17 protein-coding genes are annotated in these 13,965 nt (G+C 54.5%); 10 read left to right on the top strand and 7 right to left on the bottom strand.

Going from position 1 to position 13,965, the window contains the following annotated elements; all coding sequences use genetic code 11:
* Positions 1 to 21 precede the first annotated feature (21 nt).
* Entirely contained in the window at positions 22 to 852 is an 831-nt protein-coding gene (locus QRN20_RS12370; protein ID WP_074454423.1) for an energy transducer TonB, read from the bottom strand.
* Between the two features lie 1,163 nt (positions 853 to 2,015).
* Between QRN20_RS12370 and QRN20_RS12365 the strand changes: the two genes are divergently transcribed.
* The gene (locus QRN20_RS12365; RefSeq protein WP_025996658.1) at positions 2,016 to 2,270 is read left to right on the top strand and encodes a hypothetical protein; all 255 of its coding nucleotides are present in this window, start codon (positions 2,016 to 2,018) and stop codon (positions 2,268 to 2,270) included.
* Between the two features lie 65 nt (positions 2,271 to 2,335).
* Here the strand turns inward: QRN20_RS12365 and QRN20_RS12360 are convergent, their stop codons facing one another.
* Positions 2,336 to 3,490, bottom strand: coding sequence for a cysteine desulfurase family protein (locus QRN20_RS12360; RefSeq protein ID WP_285360460.1), 1,155 nt, complete (start codon positions 3,488 to 3,490; stop codon positions 2,336 to 2,338).
* Between the two features lie 372 nt (positions 3,491 to 3,862).
* Between QRN20_RS12360 and QRN20_RS12355 the strand changes: the two genes are divergently transcribed.
* The 4 genes from QRN20_RS12355 to QRN20_RS12340 all read left to right on the top strand — a co-directional run bounded on the left by QRN20_RS12355 (position 3,863) and on the right by QRN20_RS12340 (position 6,974).
* Positions 3,863 to 4,333 carry an Lrp/AsnC family transcriptional regulator gene (locus QRN20_RS12355; RefSeq protein WP_004880460.1) on the top strand — a complete coding sequence of 157 codons (471 nt, stop codon included), beginning with the start codon at positions 3,863 to 3,865 and terminating at the stop codon, positions 4,331 to 4,333.
* A gap of 269 nt (positions 4,334 to 4,602) precedes the next feature.
* Positions 4,603 to 5,277 (top strand): HAD family hydrolase, encoded by a 675-nt coding sequence (locus QRN20_RS12350; RefSeq protein WP_004880459.1) that lies wholly within the window; start codon positions 4,603 to 4,605, stop codon positions 5,275 to 5,277.
* 164 nt (positions 5,278 to 5,441) lie between these two features.
* Entirely contained in the window at positions 5,442 to 5,735 is a 294-nt protein-coding gene (locus QRN20_RS12345; protein WP_004880456.1) for a hypothetical protein, read from the top strand.
* A 471-nt stretch (positions 5,736 to 6,206) separates the two neighbouring features.
* Positions 6,207 to 6,974 (top strand): C1 family peptidase, encoded by a 768-nt coding sequence (locus QRN20_RS12340; protein WP_285360457.1) that lies wholly within the window; start codon positions 6,207 to 6,209, stop codon positions 6,972 to 6,974.
* A 49-nt stretch (positions 6,975 to 7,023) separates the two neighbouring features.
* Here the strand turns inward: QRN20_RS12340 and QRN20_RS12335 are convergent, their stop codons facing one another.
* Together QRN20_RS12335 and QRN20_RS12330 are read right to left on the bottom strand one after the other, a co-directional pair.
* Positions 7,024 to 7,272 (bottom strand): DUF805 domain-containing protein, encoded by a 249-nt coding sequence (locus QRN20_RS12335; protein ID WP_249584754.1) that lies wholly within the window; start codon positions 7,270 to 7,272, stop codon positions 7,024 to 7,026.
* A gap of 637 nt (positions 7,273 to 7,909) precedes the next feature.
* Entirely contained in the window at positions 7,910 to 8,221 is a 312-nt protein-coding gene (locus QRN20_RS12330) for a cupin domain-containing protein (protein ID WP_088234351.1), read from the bottom strand.
* Between the two features lie 141 nt (positions 8,222 to 8,362).
* Between QRN20_RS12330 and QRN20_RS12325 the strand changes: the two genes are divergently transcribed.
* From QRN20_RS12325 to QRN20_RS12315, 3 genes are all read left to right on the top strand, one after another.
* Positions 8,363 to 9,133 (top strand): SDR family NAD(P)-dependent oxidoreductase, encoded by a 771-nt coding sequence (locus tag QRN20_RS12325; protein ID WP_285360454.1) that lies wholly within the window; start codon positions 8,363 to 8,365, stop codon positions 9,131 to 9,133.
* A gap of 157 nt (positions 9,134 to 9,290) precedes the next feature.
* Positions 9,291 to 9,728 (top strand): hypothetical protein, encoded by a 438-nt coding sequence (locus tag QRN20_RS12320; RefSeq protein WP_029244417.1) that lies wholly within the window; start codon positions 9,291 to 9,293, stop codon positions 9,726 to 9,728.
* Between the two features lie 84 nt (positions 9,729 to 9,812).
* On the top strand, positions 9,813 to 10,301 hold the full coding sequence (locus QRN20_RS12315; protein ID WP_058430705.1) for a hypothetical protein: 489 nt from the start codon (positions 9,813 to 9,815) through the stop codon (positions 10,299 to 10,301).
* 635 nt (positions 10,302 to 10,936) lie between these two features.
* Here the strand turns inward: QRN20_RS12315 and QRN20_RS12310 are convergent.
* Positions 10,937 to 11,302, bottom strand: a complete 366-nt coding sequence (locus QRN20_RS12310; RefSeq protein ID WP_029244415.1) for a histone-like nucleoid-structuring protein, MvaT/MvaU family — start codon at positions 11,300 to 11,302, stop codon at positions 10,937 to 10,939.
* 226 nt (positions 11,303 to 11,528) lie between these two features.
* Between QRN20_RS12310 and QRN20_RS12305 the strand changes: the two genes are divergently transcribed.
* Together QRN20_RS12305 and QRN20_RS12300 are read left to right on the top strand one after the other, a co-directional pair.
* Positions 11,529 to 12,350: a glucose 1-dehydrogenase gene (locus QRN20_RS12305; RefSeq protein ID WP_069142738.1), complete on the top strand. Its 822-nt coding sequence runs from the start codon at positions 11,529 to 11,531 to the stop codon at positions 12,348 to 12,350.
* A 237-nt stretch (positions 12,351 to 12,587) separates the two neighbouring features.
* Positions 12,588 to 12,839, top strand: a complete 252-nt coding sequence (locus tag QRN20_RS12300; protein WP_069142739.1) for a hypothetical protein — start codon at positions 12,588 to 12,590, stop codon at positions 12,837 to 12,839.
* A 279-nt stretch (positions 12,840 to 13,118) separates the two neighbouring features.
* Here the strand turns inward: QRN20_RS12300 and QRN20_RS12295 are convergent, their stop codons facing one another.
* Together QRN20_RS12295 and QRN20_RS12290 are read right to left on the bottom strand one after the other, a co-directional pair.
* Positions 13,119 to 13,502, bottom strand: a complete 384-nt coding sequence (locus tag QRN20_RS12295; protein ID WP_122563340.1) for an Imm41 family immunity protein — start codon at positions 13,500 to 13,502, stop codon at positions 13,119 to 13,121.
* Positions 13,503 to 13,737: 235 nt separating this feature from the next.
* Complete coding sequence (locus tag QRN20_RS12290; RefSeq protein ID WP_285360450.1) at positions 13,738 to 13,935, bottom strand: tyrosine-type recombinase/integrase; 198 nt, start codon at positions 13,933 to 13,935, stop codon at positions 13,738 to 13,740.
* Between the last annotated feature and the right edge of the window lie 30 nt (positions 13,936 to 13,965).

Raw genomic sequence — 13,965 nt, 5'->3', positions numbered from 1 at the left:
TGTCAGTGGTCATACGCCGGATCATTCCGGCAGCTTGAAATCGATGGTCTGTGTCGCGAAGCCTTCAATCGGTGTGTCGCCACGCTTGGCCGGAATGAACTTCCAGTTGCGCACCGCTTCCACCGCCGCCTCGTCGAGAACCGGTTTGCCGCTGGATTTGGTCACCTCGACCGTGCCGGCACGGCCGTTGGGCAGCACCTTGATGCGCAGCACCACGCGGCCTTCCCAACTGCGTCGCAAGGCCAGGCCCGGATATTCGGGCGGCGGGTTGCCCAGGCTGGCGAGCCCGGAGACCGCTGCGCTTTCCTTCACAGGTGCTGCTGGCGCTGCCGGAGCGGGTGGCGCAGGCGTTGGCGTCGGCGGTGCTGCTGGCGCGGGGGCTGCGACCGGTTTTGGCGGTGCAGGCGGCGTCGGCTTTTTCACAGGCTCAGGTTTCTTGACCGGCTTGGGCTTCTCGACCTTCGGCTTTTCGATGGGCTTGGGCGGCGGCTCGACCGCATCCGGGTCCTCGACCGGTTGTTCCGGCTCGGGCGGCGGTGGCGGGGGAGGCGGCGGAGGTGGTGGTTCAGGCGGCGGCGGTGGCTCCGGGGTTGGAGGCGTCGGGCTGGTCAGCTCAATGGTCATTTCCGGAACTTGTGGCGGAACTTCCGGCACTTCCGGTTTGGCAGTTTGCATGTACCACCACACGGCACCGTGAATAAGTACCGAGGCTGCGATCAACACGAAGACGTGCGATTTTTTCAGGCCGCCAGGTCGCGAAGTATTGGCCTTGAAGGGAATGCTCTGCCACACCGTCGGACTTTCTTCCGGCGGCGGTACAGGGACCGCTTTCATTATTACCGCATCATTCATTAACGCTCCCTCGGGTAGTTGAAGGGCAATAAAAGTCCGTTCAAACATTGGCGAATGTTCGAATGATGGAGACCTGCACATTCGTTGAAGCGCACGACGCCGTCGAGCCTGAAGAGGCACAGACTCAAGAGGGCAAAGCGCGATATTCAATCAGGGCGATAGCATTGCGAATCCTTGCTTATTAGTTATGTCCACTACGAGCAAACGTGTTGCTTGATAACAATCCTGCTTTGCAACCGCTGTGCCAGAAATGGTTGGTGGTGTGCCTGTATGCAGCGTTCCAGAGCGGATGTCGCATTCCTGTACCTTTCTTGCGATTAAGCGCTGTTTCGGCAGGGATCACCTTCAAATGAATAGTGCCAATACCCATTCAGAGGCCGAAGTTCACCCCTCTGAGGAGTCAGACGAATTGAAAAATACATGACCGCTCGGTCATAAAATCACGTGCACCAATACTGTAAGGTTCGAGTCAAGTTGGTGCGTTAGTGGGTCATGTATTCACGGCAAGTGGCTCCGGCTGTAAAAGATTGCAGGTCGAGTTAAATATAAAGCTCAGCCATGGATTGAGTGGTGGCTAAGTGATGTTAATCAAAATAAATTGTCGAACGATAAGTGTGTTGTTGCGAAGTTTTCCGTTGTTAGTTAGTAGCGGGCACACAGCAGTACGCAAGTGCTTGCCGATAAGGCAAAACAAGGGTGTTCGGTTATTGATTCAAGGCTTGCGCCTTGTGTGTTGAATCAGTCGGAAGGGTATGTCGGTAAGGTCGAACATGAAGCCGTTACAGCGGGCAGGCCCGTTGCGGGCGCAGCCATCTGAGCCCGTGAAGGGCATTGCGGTGGTCTGGCATGAGCTGGATGTGGCATGGGTAGACTCCTTTCCTGGCAAGGCGCACGACTTGTGGTCTGGCATTGCACTGTTAATGGACGACTCGGCGTCCGAAAACTGCACTTTGGTGCGTGTGGGCACCTCCTGTGTGCAGCGCATGCCAATGGTTCATGGCACGGCCGTTCCACTTGGAAGATCTGTGCCAATTGTGTCTTTTTGTATCATGAAGATTACAGACGGCAGCAAACGCGCCGTATAGACGCGCTCGTCACCTGAATCGAACCCTTGGCGTTCAGGCACGTCCACTTTCTTTGGCAAGACAAAAGAGGTGGCCGACATGACAACCGATTTCATCCTGACAAACGAAGTACCCAGAGAAGATCCTGCCAGCCCGCAGCTGGGCCAATACGACCGTGAGGCCGATCCGGTGCTTAACATGAACGCCAACAAGCCGGGCGCAGGCTCCGAGAAGGGCGACGAGGTTTTGGAGCGCACCCAGCACGATGAGGCTTATGAGGATGACGAGCCCGAGGTGTATTCGGATGACCCGGATATCGTGGCGGATGAGGGCGGTGGTGTTTCGCCGGGCTGATAAAGACGAAACAGCTCAAGCGTCCCTGTTAAGAGACCTTGAGCGGTTTGCATTGAAGGCCGGAGTTACCAGAACGCAGCCGGCGCGGTGAACGCCTTGCTGAATACCTCGATGGCGCGTTCGACATCGGTTTGCGTGGTGTAGCGACCGAGGCTGACGCGTACGCTAGCCTTTGCCTTGTTGGTATCGAGCCCCATCGCCAGCAGCACGTGCGACGGTGCATTGCTCGCCGAGTTGCAGGCCGAGGTCGAAGAGAGTGCCAGCGCGTGAGACAGCTGCGCACTGGTGAATCCGCTGCGCGTGATGCACAGGTTCAGGGTGTGCGGAATACGTTGCTCAGGACAGCCGTTAAGTTGCACGTCCGGTAGTGCCAACAGCCCTTCGCGCAAATGACTGCTCAGCTCCGCGATGCGACGATTTTCCGCATCAGCCTTGTTGACCGCCAGCGCAAAGGCTTCGCCCATGCCGACGATCTGATGCGTCGCCAGAGTACCTGAACGAAAACCGCCTTCATGACCACCGCCATGAATCTGCGCCTGCAGCAATGCATGAGCACGCGGGCCTACGTACAGCGCACCAATACCTTTCGGGCCATACGCCTTATGAGCCGAGAACGACATCAGATCGACCGCCAGACTCGCCAGATCCACCTTCACTTTGCCGACCGCCTGCGCCGCATCGACGTGAAACAGCGCGCCATGTTCGCGCACCAGCGTGCCGATGCTGGCGATATCGGTGAGCGTGCCCAGCTCGTTATTCACCAGCATCAACGACACCAGCAACGTGTCTTCACGCAATGCCGCCTGCACGGCCTGCGGCTGGATCAGCCCATTGGCGTCCGGCTGCAACCAGGTCACGGGAAAGCCCTGGCGCTCCAGCGTTTTCACCGTGTCGATGACGGCCTTGTGTTCCACAGCGCTGGTGATGATGTGGCGACGTTGCGCCGTGCTGTCATAGGCGATGCCCTTGATCGCCAGGTTATTGGACTCGGTCGCGCCAGAGGTCCAGATCACCGTATCGGCAGGCGCACCCACTGCGTCCGCCACTTGACGACGAGCCTGCTCGACCGCCTGCCGCGCCACCTGCCCGTAACCATGCCCGCTGGACGCCGGATTACCGAAATGCCCTTCGCGCCCCATACAGGCAACCATGGCTTCAATGACCTGCTCATCGACAGGTGTGGTAGCGGCGTAATCCAGGTAGAGGGCGTTGTTGGTCATGGGCAATTCGCTTGTTTATCGGGTCAAGGTTGATGGTGAAAAGATTACCGACGCCGACGCGAAAAATTTTTGATATTTGTGCGGGTTGACTGGCTGTGAGTGAAAAATAATTCTGCTTCAAGTGCTTTTGGATGATAAAAATTTTACAGTTTGATTGGCGGGGGTTAGTTTTATACCAATAGTTGCGTAAATACCGGTCGTACGGCGGCGCGCATGTGACGCGGAGCGTCACGGGAGGCATGCCCACGCGGAGCGATGGGCACGATCAGTGTCGAGACGGACTTGTGTATAACGATGAGCGCTCTGCGTGGTAACGCCGCCCAAGACGCTCCGCGTCCGATACAGAGCCGAACCACAAACACAGGAACCCACATGGACAAGTTCGACCGAGCCATCCTGGACAGCCTGCAAACCGACTGCACACGCTCGGTTGCAGACATTGCCGAGCGCATCGGCCTGGGCAGCACCGCCTGCTGGCGACGCATTCAGAAGCTGGAAGAAACCGGCATCATCGACCGCCGCGTCGCCCTGCTGAACCCGCAGCGCCTGAACGTCTCCGTCAGCGTCTTCGCCGCGATCCGCACCAACCAGCACAACGCCGCTTGGCTCGAACAGTTTCACAGCGCCGTCGGCGATTTACCCGAAGTGGTCGAGTGCTACCGCATGGCCGGCGACACCGACTACCTGCTGCGCATCGTCGTTGCCGACATCGCGGGCTACGACGCGGTGTACAAACAGCTGATCAGCATCCCCGGCATTACCGACGTCAGTTCCAGCTTCGCCATGGAGCAGATCAAATTCACCACAGGCCTTCCCCTGCGGTATGCGTCGTTTGGTGGGTAAGCGCGCAGACAATGTCCGTTCGGGGCATGGCCACTGATATCAACCGAACCAACTCCATCGTGTTCCGTCACATCAAGAGTTGGTGGCGGGCAACTGCAGCGTCGCGGCCCTGATGGCCGTGCGTGACGCACCTGTCGTTCGCACCTCACACCCTTCTCGAACCTGACTCGACGGGTCAGCGTTTTCGTCGTCAAGGCATCAAGGGTCGGTCTTGCACCGCATGCCCCTGGTGCTCTACTCATGAGCATTTTTACCCAAAGGGAATTCCAATGCGCCCGCAGACCTCATTTATCTTCGACCTGGACGGGACGCTGACAGACAGCGTTTATCAAAACGTTGCGGCCTGGAAAGAAGCCCTCGACTCGGAAGACATCCCCCTCGCCATGTGGCGCATTCACCGGAAAATCGGCATGAGCGGTGGCCTCATGTTGAAATCCCTGTCTCGCGAAACCGGTCTGGACATCAGCGAAGAACAGGCCGAACGCCTCAGCGAAAAACATGCCCGCGCCTACGAGCGGTTGCAGGGGCAGATCATCGCGCTGCCCGGCGCAATCGAACTGCTTGAGACCCTCAGCCAAGAGAACCTGAAATGGTGCATCGCCACCAGCGGCGGCGTCGATACCGCCAACATCAACCTCAAGGCATTGGGGCTCGAGGCGGACAAGATCGACATCATCACACGTGACGACGTCCACTACGGCAAGCCCGATCCCGACCTGTTTCTGGCTGCCGCAAAACACATGAACGTGCCCATCGACGAATGTCTGGTGATCGGCGACGCCATCTGGGACATGCTCGCCGCCCGACGCTGCAAGGCTACAGGCATCGGGGTACTTTCAGGCGGCTACGACATAGGCGAGCTGGAAAGGGCAGGGGCGTTGAGGGTGTATGAAGACGCTCTGGATCTGCTCGATCATCTGGACGAGATTGCCTCGCGGCCTTGACGGTTCGTGGCTGAAATCCGGGCAGCCGGGATCGAGCTGGGCCAGGAGCATTCATCAGAGGCGGGGTTTACCGCCATTGGTGTAGTCAAACCGTCGACACGGGGAACGACCCGCTGCGCTTGTACGTCAGACCTGTATCGACTCACTTGAAAAGGTACAGCTCAATGGACAAGACCATCACCGTGGACCAACTGGCGACCACCGACCTCTCGTCAATCAACGAGATCTGGCTCGGTGGGACGCACACCCAACTGTGCCTGTGGCGTGGCGAACAGATCGTCACCCACGACATGCTCAGCGAAGGCACCCACGATCAGAACGCCCGACGCCTGTGCCTGCAACTGGTCAATCCTGACGATCAGGCAGCAGTGGCCAGCGTCGAGGTGATCGTGCGTGAGCGGCTGGAAGGGAGAGAGGGCGAGTTTTATCCGGCTGAGGATGTGGATACATATCAGTGATTGTTTTGAGGCACGATCTCGATGGCAGCGTGAGCTCGCTTCTGCCTGATAAGCCCTGAGTCTGCTTCTGCCCGAAGGGCGTGGGAGCTCTCGGAGGTTACGACGGCAGCGATGGGCTGCGCAGCAGCCCTTGATCGTTTTAACCCTTGTGCTGAATCAGGCTCAGATATCACGAGGTTGGGAAATGTGCTGGAGAATTTAAAGTTTCTTGATTTTTGCAGTCGGCACTTACACATCAAATAGTTACCCATCTTATTGCAGTTGTAATGTGTCGTTTTGATATTGCACCTTGATGCCCATGAATAAACTCGTCTAAATAAATCTTCATCCCTCTCCATAAAAAACTGATGTCTGATTAATAAGCTGAACAGTAAGCCAATGGCTGCCTGAATGATGGCCATTTCCAATAAGAGTTTTTTGCTGTGCCTGATGGCTAATTAAACAGCCTGTTTTCAAGTGGAGAAGTAAACGATGACGTATACCGTAAAACAGTACGGCTGGATTCGTGACGTACCGGATCATCGCGATCATCTGTACGCCGCGCCCGTCGAGCAGTTGGCCTCGCTTCCACGTCATGTGGATCTGCGTCCTCATTGCCCCAATATCTACGATCAGGGTCAGTTGGGCAGTTGCACAGCGAATGGTATTGCAGCTGCCATTCAGTTTGATCGCATGAAACAGAAGCTTGTCCCCGCGTTCACGCCTTCCCGGTTGTTCATCTATTACAACGAGCGTGTCATCGAGCACACCGTGGAGTCGGACAGCGGTGCAATGATTCGTCACGGTATCAAAAGCGTTGCCGAACAAGGCGACTGCGATGAAGCCGAATGGCCGTACGACATTACCAAATTCACCGTCAAACCCACCAAATCCTGCTACGCCCATGCCAAGCGGTACAAGGCTGTCTCCTACCAGAAGGTCGCCCAGAACCTGAACCAGATGAAAGGATGTCTGGCCGCTGGATATCCTTTCGTCATAGGCTTTGGCGTCTATGAAAGCCTCGAAAGCGATGAAGTCGCCAAGACAGGCATTGTCCCGATGCCAGCCCCTAACGAGAAATTGCTTGGCGGCCATTGTGTGCTCGCGGCGGGCTACGACGATGCGAAACAGGTCTTCATCATGCGCAACTCCTGGGGCGTCAAATGGGGCATGCATGGCTACTTCACCATGCCGTACAGCTACCTGATGGACCCGAATCTTGCATCGGATTTCTGGACGATCAGGATTGTCGCGGCGTAGTACCGAGGCAGAAGGTGTGGTCAGCGATCACACCTTCAGTAGGCGTTTTTTATTTGGGACTGGGGCCGAATCGATTGCCGTCGCGTTGTCCTTCCTGGCAACTGAATATGAGAGGGACTATCGGTACCAGCATCCACCAGCCACTGCGATCAGTGTCATGAAGCCTGCGAACGCCTACGGCAAGTCCGGGAAGGAAGACCGCGATGGAATAGAGGGCGGAGATCAACTGGTCAGTGCCCAAAAAACCATCGAGAAAACCGAGGACTATGGATATCAGGAGGTTTATCAAAAAAAACATCCAGAATTCTTGTCTGCGCGCTCTGCCGCTAAAAACAGCATATTTCCTCAAGACTTCAAAATACCAGAATGTCGATTCTGGAGCATTTGATGACACCGCGCCTGGTGTCCATATGATATCTCTCGATGCATTGCAGTGCGGGCAGGTATCCCCTTTTTCAGTCAGTTCCTTTGCGCAGTTGTGACAAAACGCCATGTCATTCCTTATTAATTTGAATGGGTTTATTTATATAAAACTCAGGTTGCTTGGGTGTGTCGATGAAAGGGCGAAGATCCTGAAGCAAAAAAACAGAACTGCCAAGCTTGAACTGCGTTCGTTAACAACTGTGTCGGTTTGGAAATAACTTGAAGCGCTGGCACGATGAGGTGGGATGTTTTTTAGTTGTGATGACTTGGTGAGTTGGCTGGAAACTTAAGCTAATACTCTTTAGCGTTTTTGAAACATGATTTTATGAAATCCATAAAATCCACGGTTTGAACAGCAGATGGATATCACCTGTACATCTGACTCGCCATGGAGTCATCCAAGAAGGCAGCTCAAAGCCTATAGCTGGCGCGCTTCACCACAAGCGCCATCAGTCTAGGGAAGGCAAATCCATAAGCCTGGATAGGCAATGACGAGCGATAGCCTGGTCAACTCAAACGCTGCCCTCACGTTCGATAACCAGAATCCGTGCTTCCCCACGAGGATGCGCAACATGTTCACATCCAACCCCTGCGAAAAACACGTCGCCAACCACCAATGTCACGACGCGCTCGATGCCTGACTCGCGATAGTGCATATCCACCGTTCCGTCGAGGACGGCGAAAACTTCCTCACCATCGTTGATATGCCACTTATAGGGCTGGTCGGTCCAGTGCAGGCGGACGGTGGTTCCACCCATGTTAGCTATGTCGTCCGCCCCCCAGGGCCGAGTGGCGGTGAAGTCTTTGCTACGAATAACTCTCATTGATCGCCGTTCTCGGTCAGGTATTTCAAACAATCTATCAGAACCCTTGACCCTCTACTGCTGGTCGCTATCGTCCACCTGAACGTCATGCCTCGCTCCGGAGTCATAAACCTACTTCAGCCATGCTCCTCAAGGTGCCTCATGAGTTTGATCCCCGAACTGAACAGCGATGCCAACGTGCTGATATGCGGAGCCAGCCGGGGTATCGGCCTGGCACTGTGCGCGGCTTTGCTTGCTCGCGACGACGTGGCTCAGGTATGGGCCGTCGCGCGAGAAGCCAGCACCTCCACAGGGCTGGCAAAACTTGCAGAGCAATATGGCCAACGCCTCAAGCGAGTCGACTGCGACGCGCGCAATGAACAAGCCCTTGAGGCGCTTGTGAGTGAGACGCTTGAAGGATGCGAGCATCTGCACCTCGTCATCAGTGCGCTTGGCATTCTTCATCAGGACGGCGCAAAACCGGAAAAGGGCCTGGCACAACTGACGCTTGCGAGCATGCAAGCGAGCTTCGCGACCAACACCTTTGCGCCAATCCTGCTGCTTAAACACCTGCTCCCGTTATTGCGCAAACAACCGGCCACCTTCGCGGCGCTTTCCGCGAGGGTTGGTTCTATAGGCGATAACCGATTGGGCGGCTGGTACAGCTACAGGGCCAGCAAAGCGGCACTCAACCAGTTGCTGCATACGGCCAGCATCGAATTGAAACGCCTGAACCAGGCCTCGACTGTTCTGGCCATACACCCAGGCACGACTGACACGGAGCTTTCTCAACCATTTCAGGCGAACGTGCCTAAAGGACAACTCTTCGAACCGGCTTTCACAGCGGAGCGCATTATTGAGGTGGTAGGAGCGCATGGGCCGGCTGACAGTGGGACTTTCTGGGATTGGGACGACAAGCCTATTGTGTGGTGAGTTATTTCATTGGCGAAAGCAGGATGGTTACCCGCCAGGTTCTCGATGTCTCAGCGGCTGTTTCGGGCATTCATACTCTGTTGGATGAATTTCTCATGCGGATGGCGAGAGTAGTAGAGTATGCACACGCTATGTCAACGCCGGAGAGCATGGCTCGATGGGTGTCTTTTCATCGTTAGAGGCTAAAGTGATTAAGCCGATAAGTGATCTGATCTGGGAGTGGTACGGTGCTGGCGATACGTCACGGATCAAATCTGTCTTTGAGCTTGGGAATGTACTCATGCTTCTTGCGTTAACGCCCGAACAGAAGGTTGAAACGATACCTGACTGCCCATGCTGTGAGCTGATAGGCCAGTATTCAGGGACAGACACATTTTTCTTGGCGTTATGTGCAGATAAAGTGGATGTGAAGTTAATTCAAAAGCTCAAGGACTTATCGCATACCCTTCAAAATCTGGCGCCAGAGGAAACGCGTTGTTTCTCAAGGTCAGTGTTCAGCTTGCCTGGCTGGTTGAGCGCACAAGAACTTGCGGGTCAGATACTTGAATTGTTGAGCTGGTCTGACATCCAGAAGTATGAAGAAGAACTCTCTTAGCTATGCAGGTTTCTCCATGAGTTTTTGAAGCTGCTAGCGGGTACTGGATAACGTGAAATCCTTGGTTTAATCGTGAGCTACACTATGAAAGTAATCGAATCGCACCAGTTTTACTTGGCAATATCCATGGTGGATTTGGTGTCTTGGCAGGGTGACGGCGATGACGATCTTGAAGTTCGCAAGGAAATTCAGGCAGTTATTGATCTCATGGGTCTGGACGTTGACATCAGGCACATGCACGAGAAATATTTTTTCCAGCTGAAGGTGGGGCAAGGTGATGTGTATGCTTTTGTTAATGAACATCAGCCTGAGAATGTTTTGGCAATCGACATGTACCGAGGTCTGACGGATCAACTGGATATAGTTTCCATCTTCGTCAGGTCCGCCCCAACGATTGCAGTCGTGGTCAGGGCTCAGCTTAGGGGGCTGTTTGATGCCGCTTCATGCCAAGTCATTTACAAAGAAGCCAGTGTTCTTCCTGAGCTTCAAAAGCTGCTCGATGTGAGTAATTACCCGTTCACCTTGGCGGAGAGCGGCTATAAACAAAGTCTGATTGTACGGCGATGTGGATGACGGGTAGCAAGCTGACCCGCTACCCATGTCAGAGGAATCCCCGATCAACGCCTTCAACGTTGCTACGATGATGCACATTGGTGAATCTGACGGCATGCGATAGCTTTCCCGGCTTTTGCCTGTCAGAAAAGGCCAAGGTCTATTTTCGTTGGATTTGGAGTCCAGGCGTCCACGGCTGTAGTAATTCATGAAGTCGCGCATGGCCGGTGAAAGCTCCTCTTGTGAAGCAATCTGCCAGAACTTCGTCTCTCCCAGAACCGCCTGATAAGCTCCTGCGCTGCATTGTGACTACCGTTGCGCAGCCAGTACTTGAGCATGTGCTCGTTTGCCTGCCTCGGTAACTGTGCGGCCTGGAGCAGTATGAGTGAGTATCGGTAATTCAGGGGCCACGGTCGCTTTAGAAATTCGAGTCTCTCAGGGACAGGAAGACCTACTAACCATTGCCTCACATCCTTATCCACCTGAGCGATACCAGATCGCTTTGCCACCTGCTCGGGTGTGAAACGAGAGTCGTCCATTGTGTATGACTCCAGGTTTTCAGTGAGAAGAGAAGCGCCCGGCTGTTTGAGAGGGTCGAGCTTGAAGCATACTCGCCCAAAAGGGCCCGCCCGGGCCCTCTTTCGGGTGAGGCTGCTTTACTTCTTCAGCCATCCCTCTACGACATCCGCACCGTGCTCTGCCTTCCATTCCTTCAAGGCCTTGTGATTTCCACCTTTGGTTTCGATCACTTCACCTGTATTCGGATTTTTGTAGACCTTTAGCTCACGTGGTTTGCGTGTGCCTGCAGGTTTGTCTGCGCTTTGGCCACGAGCCGGTGTCTGTGGACCCAGCAGATTAATGATGTGCTTTAGGCTGAAGCCGTACTGCTCAAGCAGCTTGCGCAGCTTGGTTTCGAACTCGATCTCCTTTTTTAGTCCCTCATTGCCCTTCATCGTTTCCAGTGCCTGGAGCTGCTCGGCGAGGTGCTTTTCCAACTGGCGGTACTCTGCAAGCTTGGACATTATTTTTCCCTATGAATGATCGTGTGTAGTTATTACGATCGATTGAGTCGTTTACAAGTTCAGCCTATTTCCGGGGCGTCAGTCGGCTCTTGGCGCGAACCGGTCCTGTCCGGACCCGCGAAACCCGGCTGCCAATCAGGCACGCCTTACAAGCGATAGCAATGCGTAGGACTTAGACTGTTGCTACGGACTGGTGCACACGCCTTACGAAGGAGGAGCTTCATATATGGACAATAAACTGACATCCAGAATCGCGATCATTACAGGAGCGGCTCAAGGGATTGGTGCTGCGATTGCACAACGGTTCGTACAGGAAGGCTGCTTTGTTTACGTCACTGATGTAAACGATGTGCTCGGAAGAGCGACCGTAAAGGCGTTGGGAGACCGTGCCTGTTATCTGGACCTTGATGTCCGATGCGAAGAAGATTGGCAGCGAGTGACAACGCATGTGCTGGAGGCGCACGGCCGTCTCGATGTGGTGGTCAACAACGCTGGCATTACCGGGTTTGAGGAGGGTGCCGTGCAGCACGACCCAGAGCATGCGAGCCTGGAAGACTGGCGGGCCGTGCATCGCACCAATCTCGATGGAGTGTTTCTTGGGTGCAAGTACGCCATACGTGCCATGCGCCGTACCGGGACTGGTTCCATTATCAATATTTCCTCTCGCTCCGGAATGGTTGGTATTCCTGGCGCGGCTGCATATGCGTCGTCCAAGGCCGCCGTTCGCAATCACACCAAGACGGTGGCTCTTTACTGCGCCGAGCAGGGACTGAAAGTTCGATGCAACTCGATCCACCCAGCCGCCATCCTCACCCCTATGTGGGAACCAATGTTAGGCGCTGATGCCGGTCGTGAAGAGCGAATGGCTGCACTCGTTCGAGACACTCCACTCAGAAGATTTGGACTGCCCGAAGAAGTAGCAGCGGTGGCCCTGTTATTGGCCAGCGATGAGGCTACGTACATTACCGGCAGTGAGTTCAACATTGATGGAGGTCTGTTGGCGGGGACGGCAGCGACGCCAGTGGTATTGGATGAAAGCGAAGCCTGAGAACTGCCTGAGAGAATGGCTGCAATTGGTCGATAGCAGCCCCTCTCCGGCGATCCCTCAACGCGTTGCAGTCAGTCCTGTGTCGAAGGGGTCGTTTTCGGACATTCCACACACGGCGTGGATTGAACAGGAGCAGGTATCGGTCAGAAACCATCATTGCGATGATGTAAGACGACGCATTAAAACCCGGTATCGGCCTTTAGCTGATCGGGCACGTTGAGAAACGAGGAATAAGACATGGAATATCGGATTCAGATTGCTTCGGACGTGATCCGTGATGGATTGGGACTGGAGCTCATCAACGCTACCAATCAAATATGCGCCGAGGTCTTCAGATGTGATGCTGATAACACATTGAAAATTTCGCTATTCGCTGAGGATCTGCCATTTGTTCAGGTTGAAAAGTTAGTGCAGATCGCCCGAAAAGAATTAGCTTGCTATGAGGACGGCACACCCCTGCCCCCTGCTATCCCTCTCCAAAGCTCATAGAAAAGGCCTTCGGACAGCCCCTCCTAACCACTGCTGATCTTCAGGTGCCGAAAGGGATCGTTTTCGTACACTTGGAAGACGACGTGGTGCGCAGCGGTGGCTATCGACCCGATTCCGTTAAAGTCTGTTTAATACCTATTGCGAGCAAAGGGCGAATGATGGGCTTGGAAGCGAGCGTTCACCACAAAAAAATATCTTTTCACCTATTGCAAACGTCCGCTATGGCCGCATTTTGCCCCTCAGACGTTAGCCGCCATCAATCCCCGGACAGGCAGCACATTAACGCTCCAAGAGCCACGGATTGGCTTCGTCAAAGCGAGTCGGCGCCGGCATTTTTCCAGCGAAGAAGCCTTCGAAAACCATCTTGAATCTTTCACGAAAATCGTAAATTTGGTTTCTTTTAAGGTTGCGGATCTTGAAGCCATCCTTGCGATCGAAGTGGCATCCAAACAGCAGAAAACTATAGCTGAATATTTCAAACACCCGCTGAAAGAGCGTTAGGCTGAAGCTCGCTTCTGTTGCAAGTTGGTACAACGCCCACTCCAGTAACCAGTATTCATCGTGATCCCAGATTTCTGCTTCGTGCAATCGTCCAATGAACGACGCGTCTTCGAACGCTTCGCCCCCAACGAAATTTCTGGCGATGACAGAATGTGCATCCATGTCCGAGATTCCCGACGCAAATAGGTCGATAGCCTATCGAGTGGCTCACTCTCAAACAATAGATTGCATAATCCCGCTACCCTTGAAAGGTGACTGGATCGACCGGTTGCTTCTGGCCGACTCTGCCGGTCAAAGACACTCAGTGTGCTGGCCTCATCCGACGCACACGACTGATCCAGCCATGCGCAAATGATGCTCCGTCTGTGCAATTACCACGCCGCCGGGTGTGGTTCGATCAAGCTAGCTTCGCCGCCAGCTCCTCCGCGGTAATGTTGTAATACCGCTTCAGCATGTTCACCTCCCTGTGCCCCGTTACACTAGCCAGCTCAATCAAATTCGGCAGCTTGGTCGCAAGCCGACAGGTCGCTTCATGCCGCAGATCGTGAAAGCGCAGATTGATCAGGAAGTCTTCCTGTGGCGTTACCTGCGCCACCCGCAATCTCCTAAGTATTTCAGCCTGGCA

Source organism: Pseudomonas sp. fls2-241-TYG-175 (assembly GCF_030209155.1).
GTDB lineage: Bacteria > Pseudomonadota > Gammaproteobacteria > Pseudomonadales > Pseudomonadaceae > Aquipseudomonas > Aquipseudomonas viridiflava.
This window is presented reverse-complemented; position numbering and strand designations above follow the sequence as displayed.

Excerpts from the sequence above, each read along its gene's own strand:
- QRN20_RS12370 (WP_074454423.1), bottom strand. The coding sequence starts at position 852 with ATGAATGATGCGGTAATAATGAAAGCGGTCCCTGTACCGCCGCCGGAA.
- QRN20_RS12365 (WP_025996658.1), top strand. The coding sequence starts at position 2,016 with ATGACAACCGATTTCATCCTGACAAACGAAGTACCCAGAGAAGATCCT.
- QRN20_RS12360 (WP_285360460.1), bottom strand. The coding sequence starts at position 3,490 with ATGACCAACAACGCCCTCTACCTGGATTACGCCGCTACCACACCTGTC.
- QRN20_RS12355 (WP_004880460.1), top strand. The coding sequence starts at position 3,863 with ATGGACAAGTTCGACCGAGCCATCCTGGACAGCCTGCAAACCGACTGC.
- QRN20_RS12350 (WP_004880459.1), top strand. The coding sequence starts at position 4,603 with ATGCGCCCGCAGACCTCATTTATCTTCGACCTGGACGGGACGCTGACA.
- QRN20_RS12345 (WP_004880456.1), top strand. The coding sequence starts at position 5,442 with ATGGACAAGACCATCACCGTGGACCAACTGGCGACCACCGACCTCTCG.
- QRN20_RS12340 (WP_285360457.1), top strand. The coding sequence starts at position 6,207 with ATGACGTATACCGTAAAACAGTACGGCTGGATTCGTGACGTACCGGAT.
- QRN20_RS12335 (WP_249584754.1), bottom strand. The coding sequence starts at position 7,272 with ATGTTTTTTTTGATAAACCTCCTGATATCCATAGTCCTCGGTTTTCTC.
- QRN20_RS12330 (WP_088234351.1), bottom strand. The coding sequence starts at position 8,221 with ATGAGAGTTATTCGTAGCAAAGACTTCACCGCCACTCGGCCCTGGGGG.
- QRN20_RS12325 (WP_285360454.1), top strand. The coding sequence starts at position 8,363 with ATGAGTTTGATCCCCGAACTGAACAGCGATGCCAACGTGCTGATATGC.
- QRN20_RS12320 (WP_029244417.1), top strand. The coding sequence starts at position 9,291 with ATGGGTGTCTTTTCATCGTTAGAGGCTAAAGTGATTAAGCCGATAAGT.
- QRN20_RS12315 (WP_058430705.1), top strand. The coding sequence starts at position 9,813 with ATGAAAGTAATCGAATCGCACCAGTTTTACTTGGCAATATCCATGGTG.
- QRN20_RS12310 (WP_029244415.1), bottom strand. The coding sequence starts at position 11,302 with ATGTCCAAGCTTGCAGAGTACCGCCAGTTGGAAAAGCACCTCGCCGAG.
- QRN20_RS12305 (WP_069142738.1), top strand. The coding sequence starts at position 11,529 with ATGGACAATAAACTGACATCCAGAATCGCGATCATTACAGGAGCGGCT.
- QRN20_RS12300 (WP_069142739.1), top strand. The coding sequence starts at position 12,588 with ATGGAATATCGGATTCAGATTGCTTCGGACGTGATCCGTGATGGATTG.
- QRN20_RS12295 (WP_122563340.1), bottom strand. The coding sequence starts at position 13,502 with ATGGATGCACATTCTGTCATCGCCAGAAATTTCGTTGGGGGCGAAGCG.